This window comes from Paenarthrobacter ilicis (genome assembly GCF_016907545.1).
Taxonomy (GTDB): Bacteria; Actinomycetota; Actinomycetes; order Actinomycetales; family Micrococcaceae; genus Arthrobacter; species Arthrobacter ilicis.
The window spans coordinates 2,221,772-2,239,771 of record NZ_JAFBCD010000001.1; the positions used below are offsets into that span (position 1 = coordinate 2,221,772).

Genomic DNA, 18,000 nt, shown 5'->3' on the forward strand with positions numbered 1-18,000 from the left:
GCCGGTCACCTGGTGAGGTGACCGGCCCGGCGTCGTGCTTCTTTTGCTTTTACCAGCCGCGCTCTGCGAGGCGGTGCGGCTGCGGGATTTCATCGACGTTGATGCCCACCATGGCTTCGCCCAGTCCGCGGGAGACCTTGGCGATCACATCGGGATCGTCGTAGAAGGTGGTGGCCTTCACGACGGCGGCGGCACGCTCGGCCGGATTGCCGGACTTGAAGATACCGGAGCCAACGAACACGCCGTCGGCGCCCAGCTGCATCATCATCGCAGCATCAGCCGGGGTCGCGATGCCGCCAGCGGTGAACAACACCACCGGCAGCTTGCCCGTTGAAGCGATTTCCTTCACGAGCTCGTACGGGGCCTGCAGCTCTTTGGCCGCAACATACAGCTCGTCCTCGGGAAGAGCGGCCAGCTTGGCAATTTCCGAGCGGATCTTGCGCATGTGCCCGGTGGCGTTGGAAACATCGCCGGTCCCGGCCTCGCCCTTGGAACGGATCATCGCCGCGCCCTCGTTGATACGGCGCAGAGCCTCACCAAGGTTGGTGGCACCACAGACGAACGGCACAGTGAAGTTCCACTTGTCGATGTGGTTGATGTAGTCGGCCGGGGTCAGGACCTCGGACTCATCGATGTAGTCAACACCGAGGGACTGCAGGACCTGGGCTTCGACGAAGTGGCCGATGCGTGCCTTGGCCATCACCGGGATGGACACGGCGGCGATGATCTGATCGATCATGTCCGGGTCCGACATGCGGGACACGCCACCCTGGGCGCGGATATCGGCAGGCACACGTTCCAGTGCCATGACGGCCACTGCACCGGCATCCTCGGCGATACGGGCCTGCTCGACGTTGACGACGTCCATGATGACGCCGCCCTTGAGCATCTCCGCCATGCCGCGCTTGACGCGGCTGCTGCCCGTGACGCTGTTCGCGGACGAACCGGCTTCGTTGCTTACATCTGGTGTAGACACAAAAACCCCTATGGGTAGATAAGCGACCTCATGCCGGTGGCACGTGCAGCCACACGACCGCAATCAGCGCACACCGGGTTTCAGGTCAAGGTGACCAAGTACAAGTAATAGTAGTCGCAGGACACAGGGCGGAAGTACTTTCATTACTGCCGTTGATGGCAATACCGGAGCCTTTGCAGGGCAACTGCACAATTGGCTCCGCGCAGCTCTGGTCAGATGCCAGTTCCCTTCGCCTCTGCCATGGCTTGGCGGCGAACAGCGGCCATCCGTTGAATGATGGTGACCACGCTGGCCAGCGCCAGAAGTATAAGGGTGGCAAACAGGACGATCGGCGGAAGTCCGAGGCCAGTGAGACCGGCGACCAGCAGTACTGACACCAGGCGTTCGGCACGCTCAGCAATCCCCACGCTGGCGTGATAGCCCAAAGATTCAGCCTTGGCACGGGCGTAGGAAACCACCATTCCAAGGACCAGGCATATGACGGACGCCGCAGCGATCGCTGAATCGCCACCCTTGGTGAAGAACCAGATGGTCAGGCCCGCAAAGATGGCTCCGTCAGCCAAGCGGTCCAGCGTGGAATCAAGGAAGTTGCCCCATCCCCCACCCGGACCCTGCATGCGGGCCATGATCCCGTCCACCACATCAGAGAATGCAAAGACCGCAATGACCACTGATCCCCACCACAAATGGCCCATGGGGTAGAGGACCAAGCCTCCGACGACCACACCGGCTGTACCCACCATGGTGACTGCGTCCGGAGACACACCCATCTTGAGGAGCCGGCGCGCCAACGGGGTGAAAAGTGATGTGAAGAAGCCCCGCGCGTGCTTATTGAGCATTCGACTCCCCCGGCCAGGCGTCGGCCACCAGTTGACGTACCTCGTCGAGGGTCTGGGTGATGGCTTTGGTCTGGGCGATGATGGGGAAGAAGTTACCGTCGCCACCCCACCGCGGAACAACGTGTTGGTGGAGATGGGCAGCGATGCCGGCCCCACCGGTCACTCCCTGGTTCATGCCAAGGTTGAAACCACTGGGGTTGGACACCTTACGCAGAACACGCATGGCTGTTTGGGTCAGGTCCGCAAACTCCGCCGTCTCTTCCACTGTGATGTCCGTGTAATCGGGGACATGGCGGTAGGGGCAGATCAGCAGATGCCCGGGATTGTAGGGAAACAAGTTGAGCACCACATAGCAAGTCTTGCCCCGGTGAACGATCAATGATTCGTCATCGGAACGGGTGGGACCTACGCAGAACGGGCAGTCATCCTTGTTTTTGAACTGATCCTGCCCACCCTTGATGTAGGCCATGCGGTGCGGAGTCCACAGGCGTTGGAAGGAATCCGGGACACCTGCCAATCCGAAGTCATCGGTGACGTCGGCATCGCCGGAATAGCCTGCTGCCGCGCCTGTGTTCTCCTGCACCGTTACCAGTCCGTTCCGTCAGCTCTCGCGGTTCTTGACGGCATCCACAATTCTGCGGACCGCCTCGGCTACCGGCACTCCGTTGTCCTGGCTTCCATCCCGGAAGCGGAAGGACACGGCGCCGGCTTCAGCGTCCTCACCGCCGGCAATCAGGACAAACGGAATCTTGTCCTTGCTGGCGGTGCGGATCTTCTTGGGGAAGCGGTCTGAGGAGATGTCCACTTCAGCCCTGATCCCTGCAGCCTTCAACTGGCCAACGACATCGAACATGTAGTCATTGAAAGCCTCTGCTACCGGGATACCGACAACTTGGACAGGTGCCAGCCACGCAGGGAAGGCCCCGGCGTAGTGTTCGGTGAGGACGCCCATGAAGCGTTCCACTGAACCAAAGAGGGCCCGGTGGATCATCACGGGACGCTGGCGCGTACCGTCGGCCGCCTGGTATTCGAGTTCAAACCGTTCCGGCAGGTTGAAGTCCAGCTGGATGGTGGACATTTGCCAGGTGCGGCCCAGAGCGTCCTTTGCCTGGACGGAGATCTTGGGGCCGTAGAAGGCAGCTCCACCCGGATCCGGGACCAGTTCCAAACCGGAAGCCGCAGCAACCTCGGAGAGAGTGCGCGTGGCCTCTTCCCACGCGGCATCGTCACCCACAAACTTCTCTTCGTTCTTGGTGGAGAGTTCCAAGTAGAAGTCGTCCAGGCCGTAGTCCTTCAGCAGCCCCAGGACAAAGTTCAAGGTGGTGGTCAGCTCGTCCTTCATCTGCTCGCGTGTGCAGTAGATGTGGGCGTCATCCTGTGTCATCCCGCGGACACGGGTCAGGCCGTGGACCACGCCGGACTTCTCATAGCGGTACACGGATCCAAATTCGAACAGCCGCAAGGGAAGTTCACGGTAGGAACGGCCGCGCGAACGGAAGATCAGGTTGTGCATGGGGCAGTTCATCGGCTTCAGGTAATAGTCCTGGGCCGGCTTGCGGACCGTGCCGTCGTCGTTGAACTCGGCATCCACCTGCATGGCCGGGAACATGCCGTCCTTGTACCAGTCAAGGTGGCCGGAAACCTCATAAAGGTGACCCTTGGTGATGTGCGGGGTGTAGACAAACTCGTAGCCGGCATCAACGTGCCGCTGGCGTGAGTAGTCTTCCATCGCCTTGCGGATGATTCCGCCCTTGGGGTGGAAGACGGGCAGGCCGGAACCCAGCTCGTCCGGGAAGGAGAACAGGTCCAGCTCGACGCCCAACTTGCGGTGGTCGCGCCGTTCGGCCTCGGCGATGCGTTCCTGGTAGGCCTTCAGGGCTTCCTTGGTGGGCCAGGCGGTGCCGTAGATACGCTGCAGTTGCTGGTTGTTCTGGTTTCCCAACCAGTAGGCCGCGGACGAACGGGTCAATGCGAAAGCGTTGGAAATGATCTTGGTGTTGGGCAGGTGCGGGCCGCGGCAAAGATCGCACCAAACGCTTTCACCGCTTTTCCTGTCCACGTTGTCGTAGATGGTGATGTCGCCTGCGCCCACCTCGACGTTGACACCTTCGCCGGCGTCGGCGGCGTCGTTCTTCTTGCCCAGGAGCTCCAACTTGTAGGGCTCATTGGCCATGGCAGCGCGGGCTTCGTCTTCATTAACCACGCGGCGGACGAACTTTTGGTTCTGGTTTATGATCTTCTGCATCATCTTTTCCAGCTGGCGGAGATCTTCAGGGGTGAAGGGCTCGGCGACGTCAAAGTCGAAATAGAAGCCATCCGTGATGTAGGGACCAATGCCAAGCTTCGCCTCGGGACGCAGCTGCTGGACCGCCTGCGCCATGACGTGTGCAGTGGAGTGTCGGAGGACGTTGAGCCCGTCGGGGGAATCGATGGTGACGCCTTCAATGTCAGCACCGGAGGGAAGTACCTGATCGAGGTCTTTCAGCTCTCCGTTGACACGGGCTACAACAACATCGCGGCGCTCGAAGAAGAGCTCCGCGCCGGTGGTCCCTTCCGTCACCTTTTTCTCTTCGCCATCGACGATGAGGGTGATCTGTTGGGCATCTGACACGGGTGTCTCCTATTCATAGTGAAGCTTCATAGCTTGTGGCGTACGGGGACCACAGCCAGCCATCGTCAATGCTATCTGCTGGGGCGGAGGGGGCCAAAGCAGCGCGCCGGTGATCGGCTGGAGCCGCTGAGGGGGCGTTCCGAAATGGAAATCAGCTCCCCATCCCGGTGATTGCCAGGTTCCTGGAAATGCCATGCAGCGGTCCTTGGTGGCTTACTTCGGGAGGCAAACCCGTGCCGGTGGGCAGGAGATCGGCGAAAGGCAGTGATTCAGGTTTGCTGAGGTCCCATGCTTTGCTGGCGCTCAGGCTTATCCCCTTGGGTCCGGTTCTCCTGGTGGTTCCGCGGATCAGCAGGAGCCGGGTTCCAAACAGGAGGGGGCCTGAATCTTCCTGGGCTTCATGGAAAAACACTGAGTCTACGCACCCCGTACCGTCATCGATGCTGATGAACACCACCCGCCGCCCGCCCCGCATGGGTGGGGTTTGGGTGGCCACCCGGACGCCGGCAACCAGGACTTCGGTCCCGTTCCGGAGGCGTAACAGCTTGTCCGCAGTAATGACACCAAGCTTCTCCAGCAATGGGCGGTGACTATCCATCAAGTGTTCGCTGACATCCATAGCCATGAGATCCAACTCTGCACGGACATTTTCCACCACGGTTGGCGGAGGCAGCACAGGAGCCAGATTCTTCAGTTCCACATCACCCAAAGGGAATGACAATTGGCCATCCATGACATCCAGGGTCTTCTTGGCGGGCTTGGAATGGAGCGCCTGCAAATGCTGGACCAGATCAGCCCTGTTGGCCTTGCCTCCGGAGTCATGATGCAAGGCATCAAAGGCACCGAGCTGGGCGAGCCTTTTGATATTGGGTTTGCTGACGCGGGCCCTGGTCCTGAGGTCAGCAAGGGAATCATAAGGCTGACCAGCCACGATCCTCTTGAGCTCAGCTCCGGATAGCCCGTAGATACCGGTGAAGCTGAGACGGATTCCAAGCTTTCCCACGGTGGGACCTTCTGCGATTTTCTCTACCCGGTATTCAGCCTGGCTCCTGTTGATGTCCAAGGGAAGGATGGGAATACCCAGCCTCCTGGCCTCTGCCACCAACAACCTCTTGGGATACATCCCGGGATCATGCTCCCAAAGTCCCGCGAGGAAAGCTTCCGGATGGTGGGTTTTGAGCCACGCAGACTGGTAGGTGGGCACAGCAAAGGCAGCACCGTGGGCTTTGCAGAAACCAAAGCTGCCAAACGCCTTCAAGGTCCCCCATACCTTGTCCACAACGTCCGCCGGATACTTCCTGATGGCTTCACGCCGGAAGAATGACTCCACCCCAGGTTCGTGGACCTCATCCCCCAAAGCCCTGCGGAATTCGTCTGCCCTGTCCAAACCGCAACCGGTCATCACGTTGAACGTCTTCAGGATTTGTTCATGGAATACCGTCACCCCATGGGTTTCCTCAAGTACTGGCTTAAGGTCCGGGTGGGGATATCTTTCGGGAGCAAAACCGTGCCTGTGCTCAAGGAAGGGCCGAACCATATCCGACTTCATGGGTCCAGGCCTGAACAGGGAAATGTCGATGATGAGATCGTTGAACTCCCGGGGAGCCATCTTCCCTATCAGCTCCCGCTGCCCTGGTGATTCGATCTGGAAGCAGCCAAGGGTGTGGGTGCTTCGGATCAGATCATATGTAGGTTGATCGTCAAAGGGCACAGCGTTGAGATCGATTCTTCCGTCCGACGCAATATAGTCCGGCCCGTTTCCGTCAGAGCCCACGGGATGCTTGCCCGCTGCCACCACTTCCTCCTTGGAAGGGTGCAACCTGATGACCTCCCTGACAGCAAAGGCCATGGCGCTTTGCATCCTGACCCCCAGGACATCAAGTTTCAACATGCCCATAGGGTCCATGTCGTGCTTATCAAATTGGCTCATGGGCAGCCCCAAACCGCTTGGCTGGACCGGCGTCCTGTCGCGGAGGGTGGTGTCACCCAGGATCACACCACAGGGGTGCATCGAGATATGCCTGGGCAGGCGGTCCAACCTCTCGGTGAGATCCACCAGGAGATCCAACTGCTGGTTCTGGTCAGCTGCCTCCCGCTCAACCCGGCCTGCGAATTCCTTCAGCTCGGGTTTCTCCACCAAGGCTTCCCGAAACTTCCTGGCAGAAAACCGCCACAGCTGCTTGGCAATGTCACTGACTTCGCCTTCATCCATTCCCAACGCCATACCGGCATCCCGGACTGCGCCGCGTGCCCGGTACCCGTTCTGCATGCTCATCAGGGTGACCCGCTCGGCTCCGAAACGGTCGAAAATCTTCCGGTAGACGTTGTGCCTCTCCGCGCTTTCAACATCGATGTCTATGTCAGGGAGGGTGGACCGCCGTCCGGAAAGGAAACGTTCGAAAATCAGGTCGTGGCGGATGGGATCCACCTGGCTGATATCGATCAGGTAGTTGACCAAGCTGGAAGCTCCCGAGCCACGCGCAGCCACACGAACCCCCATGTCAAGGATCATTTTTGACACCTCGGCAACGGTCAGGAAGTAGGAACCAAAACCAAGATTTCCGATGATGCCCAATTCATGGTCCAGCCGGGACCTTAGCTGCTCCTCTGCCCTGCCGTGGATTCCCGGGAACCTCCGGTAGATCCCCGCAGCGCAGCGCTGGGTCAATTCCTCCATGGGGTCACCCTCGATGCCGATGATGGATGCCTCCGGGACCACCGGCTTTTTCCATCCCATGTCCACAGCCGGGTTGATACGGCATTTATCGGCGAGCGCTTCGGTATTGGCGAGGAGTTTGTTGAGCTCGTTCTTTCCCAAGCCAGCGGCGTTCATGATTTCTTTGCCCAGCTGGATCATCTGGTGCTTTGTTTTCAGCCAGCCCTGCCCTGTGGGTTGGAGGCTGGGGGCATTGAAGAGTTCCGGCAGCGATTTGAGTGTTCTTGCCGAGTCCAAAACGTCTGCAGTTGCGGCTCCGTCTTGTGCGCAGTAGCGGACTGCGTTGGTGAGGATTGCCGGGATGTTGTATTCCAAGGCTAGTTTCAGCATGCGCACGGAGTGCGGGGTGCTCAGTGGTTCTCCGGGGGCGCTGAGGTGGGAAACGGTTTCGGCCACGATGGTTCCTGGGGGCATGGCGTCTATCCATTGTTTGAACAATGTTCTTGGCCTGAGGTACTTATGGCCGCCCATTGCGTGTCCCACGTCCGAGTCAGGGCCGATCAGGACCGTGAGTACCGGTTTCAGGGTGAGGGGATCCAAGGTTCGTGAGGCGAGCTCACCCCTTGTTACAGCAACTGGTATTGCTCCCCCTGCTTTGCCGGAGGTGCGGGCGTGGGCGTCGGAGATGAGGCGGCAGAGTGCTTTGTAGCCTGCTCCGTTGGTGTTGCCGTGGGCGAGAACGACGACGCGGCCCGACACTTGGGTGCGGTGGTCGCCGTCGTCGTCAAAGACCGCAAGGTCCACGCCCACGATGGGGTCTATACCGGCGTCCATGCAGGCTTTGATGTGTTTGACGGTTCCGTAGAGTCCGTCACGGTCCGTGCAGGCGAGCGCTGTTGCGCCGTCCGCTGCAGCTGAACCGGCGAGTTCCTCCGGCCAGGAAACGCCGTAGTGGGCGCTGAAAGCTGTTGAGACGTGCAGATGGGTGAAGCTCAACGGTTCACGCTGCTTCGTCGGGTTCGACGGCGCGTGCTGGTGCGGCGTCGTGGATTCGGAGGAGCCGCCATCGGCCGCTGCTGACGTGCCGGACCAGGTCCAGGGTGATGGATTCGCTGGGGTTGGGGTCGGTGGGGACCGGTTGAAGCTGGACCCGCCAGATTTCGTGGTCCACCATTCCTGCGCCTGAGCCAATGGGGGCGCGGTGTTCTTCTATCCACCATTGGCGTCGTTCGTACCAACGGATGGGTTCATTGATGACTGTGTAGCGCGTGCCTTTCCATTGGACTTCGTGCGGCTGGCCTGATTCCGCGCTGGTCACTCCGACGGACTCGCTGAACAGCCCCATTTCACACCTCAATCACACCGAGCCGGATACATTCGAAAGTATGTTCGAATAAATTCAGTTTACGCCGAGGCAGGGGCAAAACCTACTTCGAAGTTCCAGCCGACGCCGGCCTGATCCTTCAGTGATGAAAGTCAAGGGGTGGACGGCAGGTGGGCCACAGAGCAGGATTGTGCCATGAGCACCCATGACGCACTTTTGAAGAAGGTCAACATCTCCGCAGCGGACGATCAGCTCGTTGCGCACTTTGAAATCGACGGCAACATCCCGGGTTCCGGGGCGTACGTTGTTGGCCTGGTGGCAGCCAGCGAAGACTACTCATCACAGCGCAGGCTGGGCATTGAGTTCATGAACGGTGAAGCGATTTCCTTCTATTCGTTCAACCATGCCCTCAGCGCCGAGGAGAACTACGACCTCAAGGGAGTGCAGCATTCGGGGAACGTCATTACTGGCAATTTCCCCCTCTCAGCCATCCATGGGCTCAGCAAAGGCCACGTCATGACCGCCTTCAGTGAAGCCGACGGCCGGGACTTCCAGGCCGGGGTTCCCGTTCACGAAGCCCTGTAGTACTTGGAGGGTGCTGTGAGGCTAGAAGAGCCCCTCCACAGGTTCGATGAGTTCGGGAGAGTTGTTCCGCACGTTCCCTACGGCTGAGCCCACTGGGTCCAGCGTCCAATCAGCGGCTGTCTCATGGGCCCTGGACCGGACCAACTCCACCAGACCTTCAGCATCCTTCTCGCGGGGATCCAGCCAAGCCTGCATGGTCTCGGCATTCATGGGCAATGGGACGCGATCATGCAGGGATGTCAGCTCATCAAAGACCGAAGCGCTGCGTCGGGTGCCGGCTGATTCTGCCGTAGGGGTGTCCGCCGTCAGAATGGACATGGACAGCAACCAGCGGCCGGGATCGTCACTGGCAGCCGCCGGGTCTTTCCACCACTCGTACAAACCGGCAAAAACCAGGCCATGTCCGTCTCCGGGGTGGACATAATAAGGTTGCTTGGACTTTCCATCGCCCTTTTTCCACTCGTAATAGCCGTCAGCCGGAACAGCGCAACGCCGGGAGATGGCAGCTTTCCTGAAAGACGGCTTTTCAAGGACCGTTTCGCTCCGGGCGTTGATCAACCGGGCGCCGGCCTTGGCATCCTTCGCCCATGAAGGAACCAGACCCCATTTGGCGAGGTGAAGTTGCCTCTTGGTGTCGTCCTCAACAAGGCGCTCCAGCACAATCGGAACAGCGTCAGTAGGGGCCACGTTCCATGACTTCCCCACTAGGATCTCGTTTTCAAGCTCAGCATCGAACTCAGCGAGCAAGTCCCCCACCGCCCTGGCCATCACATAACGTCCGCACATGCGAACAGTCTGCCCTTTCCAGCCCAAAGCCACCAGCGGAACAGCCCTGCGCGGAACCCTGCTCAGCGGAAACAACCGCAAGCCAGGAAATATCTGCCGGCACGTTACCGTTGACAGCATTGAAACATCCCCGCGCAAGCGACCCAACCCTGAGGAGAGCTCTGTGGACTTCACTCCCGACTCCGGCACCATCACCATGTTCTCAACCACCTGGTGCGGCTACTGCAACCGATTGAAGAAGCAACTTGATGCCAAGGGCATCGGGTACACGGAAATCAATATCGAAGAGGTGGAAGGCACCGCCGAACTCGTGGAGCAGCTTAACGGCGGAAACCGCACCGTACCCACAGTGCTCTTCCCCGACGGCACAGCAGCCACCAATCCCTCGGCATCCGAGGTTGAAAGCCGGTTGGCAGCGTAGGTCACCGACATATACGCGGGCCCGCCCGGAACATCCGTCCCCTGTCACACACCTGTGATAGACAGATTGGAAGTCCGTAGCAGGCCCTGCCGTGTTTAACGGCCCAAACAACCGTCACGAAGGGAACACATCCATGGTCCACGCAGTCAAAGGCGTCGTCGTCCGATCCAAAGGCGCACCCGCAACCCTCGAAACCGTCCTCGTTCCTGAGCCCGGTCCGGGCGAAGCCCTGGTGGACATCCTCACCAGCGGCGTCTGCCACACTGATCTCCACTACAAGCTCGGCGGAATCAGCGACGATTTCCCGTTCCTGCTGGGCCACGAGGCCACGGGCGTCGTCAGCGCCGTAGGCCCTGACGTCACTGACGTGGCACCCGGAGACCGCGTTGTACTGAACTGGCGCGCAGTGTGCGGCAACTGCCGGGCCTGCAAGCGCGGACAGGCGCAATACTGCTTCAACACCCACAATGCCACCCAGAAAATGACGCTGGAGGACGGCACCGAGCTTTCCCCGGCACTGGGAATCGGCGCCTTCATCGAAAAAACACTCGTGGCCGCGGGACAGTGCACCAAAGTTGACCCCGACGCCGATCCCGCCGCCGTCGGCCTGCTCGGCTGCGGCGTCATGGCCGGACTGGGCGCCGCCATCAACACCGGTGGCGTCAAGCGCGGCGACTCCGTTGCCGTCATCGGCTGTGGTGGAGTTGGCGTTGCCGCCATTGCAGGCGCTGCGCTCGCAGGAGCCACCACCATCATTGCCGTGGACATCGACGCGAAGAAGCTGGAAAGGGCCAAGGACCTGGGCGCCACGCACACCGTCGATTCCTCCGCCGGTGATCCCGTGGAGGAAATCCGCGCCCTCACCAACGGTTTCGGCGCTGACGTGGTGATCGACGCCGTCGGACGTCCTGAAACCTACAAGCAGGCCTTCTACGCGCGTGACCTCGCAGGCACCGTTGTTCTGGTGGGTGTACCCACACCGGAAATGACGCTGGAACTTCCCCTGCTGGACGTCTTCGGTCGTGGCGGTTCCCTCAAGTCGTCCTGGTACGGCGACTGCCTCCCATCCCGCGACTTCCCCATGCTGGTGGACCTGTACAAGCAGGGAAAGCTGGACCTGGATGCCTTCGTGACGGAGCGGATCACCATTGACCAAGTGGAAGAGGCCTTCGACAAGATGCACCACGGCTCAGTGCTGCGATCGGTGGTTGAACTGTGAGCACCCGGAACGGCCTGCGGATAGACCACGTGGTGACATCCGGGACTTTCTCCCTGGACGGAGGAACGTGGGATGTCGACAACAATGTATGGATCATTGGCGATGACACCGACTGCATAGTCATCGACCCTGCCCACAACCCGCCAGCCATCGAAGAAGCCGTGGCAGGCCGCAACGTCAAGGCCATTCTCCTGACACACGGCCACGACGATCACATCAGTTCAGCCAAGGCCTTCGCGGACGCCGTCAAAGCCCCCGTTCACCTTCACCGGGACGACTGGATGCTGTGGAACGCCGTCTTCCCCGAGGCTGAACCGGATGCAGCAATAACCGACGGCGAGAAGTTCACCGTTGCCGGAACTACTGTGGAGGCCCTCCACACGCCGGGGCATTCACCCGGGTCCGTCTCGTTCCACCTGCCCAGCGAAGGGACCCTCTTCAGCGGAGACACCTTGTTCAATGGTGGTCCGGGCGCAACAGGCCGCTCCTACAGCGACTTCCCCACCATCATCGAGTCCATCCGGACCCGCATCCTGACGCTGCCGGAAGAGACGATCGTCCGGACGGGCCACGGTGACTCCACCACTGTGGGTGGAGAAAAACCGCACTTGGACGAATGGATTGCACGCGGGCACTAAACAGCGCCCTGAGGGACAAAAATGCGGCGGATACCGGGAACAGGTATCCGCCGCATCTGTAAGCACTGGCAAGGATCAGGATGCGCCAGTCAACAGGTCCTTGAAGTTGCCTTCCACCACATCCGCGTACCCGCGGTACGCATCAATCACGGCTTCTTCCACGGCCCCCACATCCAGGTGGGGAACAAGGTCACTCACTGAACCTGCAGTGGCCGGGTCCCATTCAAGGCCCAGCGCGGAGTAACTGGCAGTCAGGACCTCCCTGATGGGAGTTGAGTTTTCCACCACAATTACCGAGCTGAAAAGCCAGCCTCCTGAGACCACGCGCTGGGCTGTACCGATCAGTTTGACCCTGTGAGCCGGGAAATCGGGATCCTCGCCGTGGACGCTGAACTCGCCCGGGCAGTACTCTCCGGGGATCTCCCCTACCGCAGCGTGGACACCAATGGTCCTGAGGGCACCGGCAAGGAGCTCGCCGAACTCGGAAAAGCGTGCCTTGGCCCGGACGATGGCATCGGGATGCGGCTCGATGTGATCGATGATGAGGGAGCCCTCATGGTAGGCCGCGGCACGCCCCCCTGCCTTCCGAACCAAGGGTTCAAATCCGAGCTCCCGGCAGGCGGCTTCTGCCGCTGCAAAGCCGGACAGGTTGGCGTCCCGTTGGCCAAAAGCAACAGTCGGCCTGGGCCGATACAACCGCAGGCAGGCGCCCTGCCGGCCGCTGCGTGCGCGCCGAAGGAGTTCCAACGCGAAATCGAGATCCTCAGCTGCCCCCAGCGACTCGGGCTGGCGGTAAACCGTGAGGCCCGAGCCACCGGACATCAGCTTTTCCTCAATGTCAGGATCTGTTCGGCCCGCCCGAAGGGGCCGTCCACATCGTGAAGAACGGTGGAGGTCAAGCCAATGCCATCCGAACCGAAGGACACCTTGTTGTCCAAGCCCAGCCATTCGCCGGACGGCTGCCTGTACATGTGGATCTGCAGGTCAACGTTGGGAAAGATGTAGCTGTCCTCACCGGGAGGAACCCTTGCCGCAATACCGTTGGCCGTGTCCACCAGCCCCATCAGCCGGGCAAGGTCGGTGCTGTCTTCGCGGTCGGTGAGTGGATGGGACGTGCGGATCCACACTCGTCCGGAACCCGGCCGGTGGCCCTCGGCCAGCCTCATTTCGAGGGAACGGATGTAGCCCCCGGGCCAGACTGTGGCGCCGTCCCAGGGTTTGCATTCGTCCGGGCCAGGCATCGGCTCATCTTCGGTGGCGGCGACGGCACTGGTGTCGCTGGTGATCATCCGCCAGGCATTTGCCCTGATGGCCACACGTCCCCCGGCGGAAAGTTCCGCCTGGATCAGTTCAATGGTTCTCCCGGGCCTCACCGTTGAGGTGTTTACCTGGAATTCGCCCCCGGGAATGAGCCCAAGGATTTCATAACTGATACGGGCAAGCCGCACATCGTCCCGGGGCTCATGGCGCACCAGGGCATCGGCAATGATGCCCGAGGCGGGAGCCATGTGTTGCTCATGGGGATTCCACGCACCTTGGGCGTGGATCGTGGAACGGTAGCGGCCATCACCCAGGTGTTCGTAGTAGAAAGGGCCTTCGGCCAGTTCCGGTAATGCAGTAGTCAACCCGAGCCTTTCGCAGATCCAGCAGTGAAACTCAGACCACTGTATCTGCTGATCTGGCTGCCGCCCGACGCCTGCGGATCACAACCAAACAAACAATTACTGCAGCCGCAGCAGCAGCTGCAAGGACGGCGCCCACAGGCGATGCCGCGGCCACAGCCAGCCAGGCTTCCAACGCTGCCAGACCAATGGTGGCGTACAACACGGCCCACAATACAGAGCCTGCAACCGCGGCCGGAAGGTAGCGGCGCAGAGGCATGCGCCCGGCGCCTGCCGCCAGATTGATGGCGGTTTGAAGTCCCACGGTCAGGAAGGAAAGAACGACGGCGTACGGTCCCCACCGTTGGATCAGCAGTTGGGCCCGGGCTGCTTTGGGGCGGCTGAGTGCAGCACCGAACCGGGTATGGGCAAACCCGGCAACGGCTCCCCGACCAATCCAATAGGTGACGTTGACCCGGATCATGACGATGGCAAAGAGCGCCGCCAAGGCGACGCCGAAGGGCAAGCTCATGATCTGATCCACCAAGTTAGGCTATCCTAAGATCCCTCCAGGCGTGGCCTCCAAACCATAGGATGAAGTCATGGACCTCCTTGACGCTGCCCGGGAGTTGTACGCCGTACTTCCGAAGGACTTCACCTCCGAACGCGCCTCGCTGGTACGCCGGGCCAAGGACGCCGGCAGCAAGGAACTGGCCAAGGAGATCGGCGCCCTCACCAAACCATCAGCAGGGGCTTGGGCGGTCAACATGCTGGCAAGCCACCAACCTGAGGTGATTGACGCCGTCGTTCGTTTCGGCGCTTCCTTGCGCACAGCGCAAGTGGACGGCGACAGTGATGCGCTCCGCGAACTGGGACAGCAACGTCAAGGCCATCTGGCCGCGGCAGTACATGCTGCCAAGGAGTTGTCGGACCAGCTCGGAGCAGCCCTCAGCTCAGCAGCAACGGCCGAGGTGGAACAGACAATGCGGGCCGCCATGGCCGATGCCGGTGCCGCGCAAGCCGTGGGAACCTGCCGATTGGTGAAGGGATTGAGTGGCAGCGGCTTCGAATCCGTTGATCTCACGGGCGCCATAGCCGCAGGAGGTCCGGATGCGGTCGGACAAGCTAACGGGACCAGTGAACCTGAGCGTCAGGTCACCGTCAGGCGGCCGGCAGCTTCCGCAAAAGAAGCGCCCAGTGGTCCCAGGAGTGAAGCCACTTCCCTTGCTGCGAGAAGGGCGGCCAAGAAGAAAGCGGCGCTGGATGAAGCGGAGGCCGAATTCACCGCCGCCGACCATGCCGCCCGGCAGGCCGAGGAGTCGGCGTCCTCATCATGGAACGCAGTCCACGAACTGACCCGCAGGCGTTCCGGGGTCCAGGACGCCATCGAGGACGTCCGAAAGAAACTGGCATCACTGGAAGCTGAACTCATCGGCATCACCCGGGACCAGGAGGCCGCGGAGTCGGAAAAGAAGCTGGCCGTGAGGGCAGCCACCCAGCTTCGACGCGTCGCTGATCAGGCCCAGCGACGCGTCGACCGCTTAAACTAGGGCGCTTCCTTGCCGCCAGGTGCCGCGGCGAGGGCCGCGGCACGATTCAATTCCGGGTCGCTGTCCCCAGCCCACCTGTCCATGACACGATCCGCCCGGTCCCTGGCAGAACCAGCCAATTGACCCAGCAAGGGACGGACAACGTCCCTGGCCAACGGATCCACCAACTCCCGGGTGCCGGCTTGGCGGATGAATCCCTCAATGCGGGTGAGGTCCGTGTTGACCAACATCTTCACCCGGCTCTGCAGCAGGACAACAGCCGCGAGCCTGCGCTCAAAGACCGCGTCCGCCCACAGCTCCGAACTCAATGCAGTGATGTCATCGTGCCCCAGGTTCTTGAACTTCCTCAGCGCGTCACGGACTGTTCCGCGGACAGCGCCCACTGATGCCCCATACACCTTTACCCCTTCACCGAGCCGGGCGCTGGTTTCCGCCGCCTTCTCCCAGGACGACTCCCGCTGCAACGTGTCATCGATAAACTCGCCTGCTTCACTCACCCGTCTATTTTGTCAGTGCCTGCCCATACTGTGGCTTCACCAGCCACCGACAGGAGAAACATGCCGTCCCACGAGCTCGCCGCCGAGGCCTCCTTCCCGGGGGTGCCCGCAGTGTCGTCCATGCCCGACTGGTACCCAAGCCTGCTGGACACCGTGGCCCGCGAAGTGCGTACCGGGCGAACCCGCGCGGCCGCAGCAGCCAACAGCGAGCTCCTGAATTCCTATTGGAGTATCGGAAGGCAGCTGGTGGATCGCGAATCCCACCAAGGGTGGGGGGCCAAGGTGGTCACCCGCTTGTCTGCGGACATCCGGACCCGGTTTCCTGAAGCCAAAGGGTTCTCCCCCAGGAACCTTCGGTACATGAAGAGCTTCGCCCAGGCATGGCCGGACTTTCCAATGTTGCAAGCACCGCTTGCAACATTGCCCTGGTACCACCAGATCGCCTTGCTGGAAAAACTCGACGACGCCGCCACCCGGCTTTGGTACGCAGCGGCGGCTGCCCAGCACGGATGGTCGCGCAACGTCCTGACGCACCAGATCTCCACACGCTTGCACGAACGTTCCGGGCAAGCCATCACCAACTTCGCCTCCACCATGGTCCCGGCCGATTCCGACCTTGCACAGCAGGCCACCAAAGATCCATACGTGTTCGACTTCCTGGCAATGACGGAGCGGCACACAGAACGGGACCTGGAGGTGCAATTGGTCAAGCATGTGGAGAAGTTCCTGCTGGAGCTGGGACAGGGATTCGCCTTTGTTGGCGAACAGGTCAGGCTGGAAATCGCCGGTGACGAGTTCTTCGCCGACCTCCTCTTCTACCACTTGAAGCTCCGCTGCTACATGGTCATCGAATTGAAGGCCGTGAAGTTTGAGCCCGGATTCCTGGGCCAACTGGGCATGTACATGGCGGCTGTTGACGATCTCATGGCGCACCCCGATGACAAACCCACCATCGGATTGCTGCTGTGCAAAGAAAAGAACAGTGTGGTGGCCGAGTACGCCCTGCGGGGGTTCAATGCACCGGTGGGCATCGCCGAGTGGAAGACCTCGCTCGCGGATTCCTTGCCCGAGGACTTGGTGTCGAGCTTGCCCAGTATCCAGACCTTGGAGGCAGAGCTGGCGAGCGAGGCGGCGCGGTTGCGGGGCTAGGGATAGGGCTACGACAGAAAGAGGGCGGGCAGCGATTGCTCGCTGCCCGCCCTCTTCAGAGACGTGATGACGCTTAGAACTCCCAGTCTTCGTCTTCCGTGTTCACAGCCTTGCCGATCACGTAGGAGGAGCCCGAGCCGGAGAAGAAGTCGTGGTTCTCGTCGGCGTTCGGGGACAGGGCGGAGAGGATGGCCGGGTTCACGTCGGTGACGGATGCCGGGAACATGGCCTCGTAGCCAAGGTTCATGAGCGCCTTGTTGGCGTTGTAGTGCAGGAACTTCTTGACGTCCTCGGCCAGGCCGACTCCGTCATAGAGATCGTGCGTGTACTGGACTTCGTTTTCGTAGAGCTCGAAGAGGAGCTCGAAGGTGTAGTCCTTTATTTCCTGCTTGCGGGCCTCGGAAACCTTCTCCAGGCCCTTCTGGAACTTGTAGCCGATGTAGTAGCCGTGCACGGCCTCGTCGCGGATGATGAGGCGGATAAGGTCAGCCGTGTTCGTGAGCTTGGCGCGTGAGGACCAGTACATGGGCAGGTAGAAGCCCGAGTAGAACAGGAAGCTCTCCAGCAGCGTGGAGGCCACCTTGCGCTTCAGGGGATCGTCACCCTGGTAGTAGTCCATGACGATCTGGGCCTTCTTCTGCAGGTTCTCGTTTTCGAGGGACCAGCGGAAGGCGTCGTCAATCTCCTTGGTGGAGCACAGGGTGGAGAAGATGGACGAGTAGGACTTGGCGTGCACCGACTCCATGAAGGCGATGTTGGTGTACACCGCCTCTTCGTGCGGGGTGATCGCGTCCGGGATCAGCGAGACGGCGCCAACGGTACCCTGGATGGTGTCCAACAGGGTGAGGCCCGTGAAGACGCGCATGGTGAGCTGCTGCTCTTCCGGGGTCAGCGTGTGCCACGACTGAACGTCGTTGGACAGCGGCACCTTCTCCGGCAGCCAGAAGTTGTTGACCAGTCGGTTCCAGACTTCCACGTCCTTATCGTCCTGGATCTTGTTCCAGTTGATGGCCTCGACGTGTGTCAGCAGCTTGACCTTCTCGGTCATGTCATCCCCTTAAGCGGTGGGTAGTTCTTGAGGTAAGCCTACGACGGCGGGTGGTGGCCCGCCGTCGTAATCTTGGGTTTCAGCGCGGCAACAGCCGCAA

18 protein-coding genes are annotated in these 18,000 nt (G+C 60.8%); 6 read left to right on the forward strand and 12 right to left on the reverse strand.

Features of this window, described 5'->3' with window-relative positions; genetic code table 11:
- Positions 1 to 49 precede the first annotated feature (49 nt).
- From pdxS to JOE60_RS10115, 6 genes are all read right to left on the reverse strand, one after another.
- Positions 50 to 976 (reverse strand): pyridoxal 5'-phosphate synthase lyase subunit PdxS, encoded by a 927-nt coding sequence (gene pdxS, locus JOE60_RS10090; RefSeq protein WP_167265968.1) that lies wholly within the window; start codon positions 974 to 976, stop codon positions 50 to 52.
- Between the two features lie 212 nt (positions 977 to 1,188).
- The gene (pgsA, locus tag JOE60_RS10095; RefSeq protein WP_167265965.1) at positions 1,189 to 1,815 is read right to left on the reverse strand and encodes a phosphatidylinositol phosphate synthase; all 627 of its coding nucleotides are present in this window, start codon (positions 1,813 to 1,815) and stop codon (positions 1,189 to 1,191) included.
- On the reverse strand, positions 1,805 to 2,398 hold the full coding sequence (locus tag JOE60_RS10100; RefSeq protein ID WP_167265961.1) for an HIT family protein: 594 nt from the start codon (positions 2,396 to 2,398) through the stop codon (positions 1,805 to 1,807). The genes pgsA and JOE60_RS10100 overlap by 11 nt, the downstream gene beginning before the upstream one ends.
- Positions 2,399 to 2,416: 18 nt before the next feature.
- Entirely contained in the window at positions 2,417 to 4,426 is a 2,010-nt protein-coding gene (gene thrS, locus JOE60_RS10105; RefSeq protein ID WP_167265958.1) for a threonine--tRNA ligase, read from the reverse strand.
- Positions 4,427 to 4,577: 151 nt separating this feature from the next.
- Positions 4,578 to 8,078, reverse strand: coding sequence for a DNA polymerase III subunit alpha (locus JOE60_RS10110; protein WP_167265953.1), 3,501 nt, complete (start codon positions 8,076 to 8,078; stop codon positions 4,578 to 4,580).
- A 4-nt stretch (positions 8,079 to 8,082) separates the two neighbouring features.
- Entirely contained in the window at positions 8,083 to 8,427 is a 345-nt protein-coding gene (locus tag JOE60_RS10115; protein ID WP_167265949.1) for a DUF6504 family protein, read from the reverse strand.
- Between the two features lie 174 nt (positions 8,428 to 8,601).
- Here JOE60_RS10115 and JOE60_RS10120 point away from each other — a divergent pair, with 174 nt between their 5' ends.
- The gene (locus JOE60_RS10120) at positions 8,602 to 8,991 is read left to right on the forward strand and encodes a hypothetical protein (protein WP_167265946.1); all 390 of its coding nucleotides are present in this window, start codon (positions 8,602 to 8,604) and stop codon (positions 8,989 to 8,991) included.
- A 21-nt stretch (positions 8,992 to 9,012) separates the two neighbouring features.
- Here the strand turns inward: JOE60_RS10120 and JOE60_RS10125 are convergent, their stop codons facing one another.
- Positions 9,013 to 9,759 carry an SOS response-associated peptidase gene (locus tag JOE60_RS10125; RefSeq protein WP_239529043.1) on the reverse strand — a complete coding sequence of 249 codons (747 nt, stop codon included), beginning with the start codon at positions 9,757 to 9,759 and terminating at the stop codon, positions 9,013 to 9,015.
- A gap of 181 nt (positions 9,760 to 9,940) precedes the next feature.
- Between JOE60_RS10125 and JOE60_RS10130 the strand changes: the two genes are divergently transcribed.
- The 3 genes from JOE60_RS10130 to JOE60_RS10140 all read left to right on the forward strand — a co-directional run bounded on the left by JOE60_RS10130 (position 9,941) and on the right by JOE60_RS10140 (position 12,055).
- The gene (locus JOE60_RS10130) at positions 9,941 to 10,198 is read left to right on the forward strand and encodes a mycoredoxin (protein ID WP_167267035.1); all 258 of its coding nucleotides are present in this window, start codon (positions 9,941 to 9,943) and stop codon (positions 10,196 to 10,198) included.
- Positions 10,199 to 10,331: 133 nt separating this feature from the next.
- Positions 10,332 to 11,417, forward strand: coding sequence for an S-(hydroxymethyl)mycothiol dehydrogenase (locus JOE60_RS10135; protein ID WP_167265941.1), 1,086 nt, complete (start codon positions 10,332 to 10,334; stop codon positions 11,415 to 11,417).
- Positions 11,414 to 12,055 carry an MBL fold metallo-hydrolase gene (locus JOE60_RS10140; RefSeq protein ID WP_338112560.1) on the forward strand — a complete coding sequence of 214 codons (642 nt, stop codon included), beginning with the start codon at positions 11,414 to 11,416 and terminating at the stop codon, positions 12,053 to 12,055. The genes JOE60_RS10135 and JOE60_RS10140 overlap by 4 nt, the downstream gene beginning before the upstream one ends.
- A 75-nt stretch (positions 12,056 to 12,130) precedes the next feature.
- Here the strand turns inward: JOE60_RS10140 and JOE60_RS10145 are convergent, their stop codons facing one another.
- The 3 genes from JOE60_RS10145 to JOE60_RS10155 are packed head-to-tail and all read right to left on the reverse strand — an operon-like array spanning position 12,131 to position 14,200.
- Positions 12,131 to 12,877, reverse strand: coding sequence for a lipoate--protein ligase family protein (locus tag JOE60_RS10145; protein ID WP_204814907.1), 747 nt, complete (start codon positions 12,875 to 12,877; stop codon positions 12,131 to 12,133).
- A complete protein-coding gene (locus JOE60_RS10150) occupies positions 12,877 to 13,680 on the reverse strand; it encodes a thioesterase family protein (protein ID WP_167265938.1) in 804 nt (267 codons plus the stop codon). Before JOE60_RS10150 ends, JOE60_RS10145 begins: the two co-directional genes overlap by 1 nt.
- 31 nt (positions 13,681 to 13,711) lie before the next feature.
- The gene (locus tag JOE60_RS10155) at positions 13,712 to 14,200 is read right to left on the reverse strand and encodes a VTT domain-containing protein (RefSeq protein WP_167265935.1); all 489 of its coding nucleotides are present in this window, start codon (positions 14,198 to 14,200) and stop codon (positions 13,712 to 13,714) included.
- A 58-nt stretch (positions 14,201 to 14,258) separates the two neighbouring features.
- Between JOE60_RS10155 and JOE60_RS10160 the strand changes: the two genes are divergently transcribed.
- Complete coding sequence (locus JOE60_RS10160) at positions 14,259 to 15,206, forward strand: hypothetical protein (protein WP_167265932.1); 948 nt, start codon at positions 14,259 to 14,261, stop codon at positions 15,204 to 15,206.
- On the opposite strand, the gene JOE60_RS10165 is transcribed toward JOE60_RS10160, so the two are convergent.
- Positions 15,203 to 15,703, reverse strand: a complete 501-nt coding sequence (locus JOE60_RS10165; protein WP_167265928.1) for a DNA alkylation repair protein — start codon at positions 15,701 to 15,703, stop codon at positions 15,203 to 15,205. The two genes, JOE60_RS10160 and JOE60_RS10165, sit on opposite strands and share 4 nt — an antisense overlap.
- Positions 15,704 to 15,763: 60 nt before the next feature.
- Between JOE60_RS10165 and JOE60_RS10170 the strand changes: the two genes are divergently transcribed.
- On the forward strand, positions 15,764 to 16,852 hold the full coding sequence (locus JOE60_RS10170; RefSeq protein ID WP_167265925.1) for a PDDEXK nuclease domain-containing protein: 1,089 nt from the start codon (positions 15,764 to 15,766) through the stop codon (positions 16,850 to 16,852).
- A gap of 73 nt (positions 16,853 to 16,925) precedes the next feature.
- On the opposite strand, the gene nrdF is transcribed toward JOE60_RS10170, so the two are convergent.
- Positions 16,926 to 17,900 carry a class 1b ribonucleoside-diphosphate reductase subunit beta gene (gene nrdF, locus JOE60_RS10175; RefSeq protein ID WP_166840537.1) on the reverse strand — a complete coding sequence of 325 codons (975 nt, stop codon included), beginning with the start codon at positions 17,898 to 17,900 and terminating at the stop codon, positions 16,926 to 16,928.
- Positions 17,901 to 18,000: the final 100 nt, after the last annotated feature.

Excerpts from the sequence above, each read along its gene's own strand:
- JOE60_RS10125 (WP_239529043.1), bottom strand. The coding sequence starts at position 9,759 with ATGGCCAGGGCGGTGGGGGACTTGCTCGCTGAGTTCGATGCTGAGCTT.
- JOE60_RS10115 (WP_167265949.1), bottom strand. The coding sequence starts at position 8,427 with ATGGGGCTGTTCAGCGAGTCCGTCGGAGTGACCAGCGCGGAATCAGGC.
- JOE60_RS10160 (WP_167265932.1), top strand. The coding sequence starts at position 14,259 with ATGGACCTCCTTGACGCTGCCCGGGAGTTGTACGCCGTACTTCCGAAG.
- JOE60_RS10145 (WP_204814907.1), bottom strand. The coding sequence starts at position 12,877 with ATGTCCGGTGGCTCGGGCCTCACGGTTTACCGCCAGCCCGAGTCGCTG.
- JOE60_RS10120 (WP_167265946.1), top strand. The coding sequence starts at position 8,602 with ATGAGCACCCATGACGCACTTTTGAAGAAGGTCAACATCTCCGCAGCG.
- JOE60_RS10135 (WP_167265941.1), top strand. The coding sequence starts at position 10,332 with ATGGTCCACGCAGTCAAAGGCGTCGTCGTCCGATCCAAAGGCGCACCC.
- pgsA (WP_167265965.1), bottom strand. The coding sequence starts at position 1,815 with ATGCTCAATAAGCACGCGCGGGGCTTCTTCACATCACTTTTCACCCCG.
- JOE60_RS10170 (WP_167265925.1), top strand. The coding sequence starts at position 15,764 with ATGCCGTCCCACGAGCTCGCCGCCGAGGCCTCCTTCCCGGGGGTGCCC.
- nrdF (WP_166840537.1), bottom strand. The coding sequence starts at position 17,900 with ATGACCGAGAAGGTCAAGCTGCTGACACACGTCGAGGCCATCAACTGG.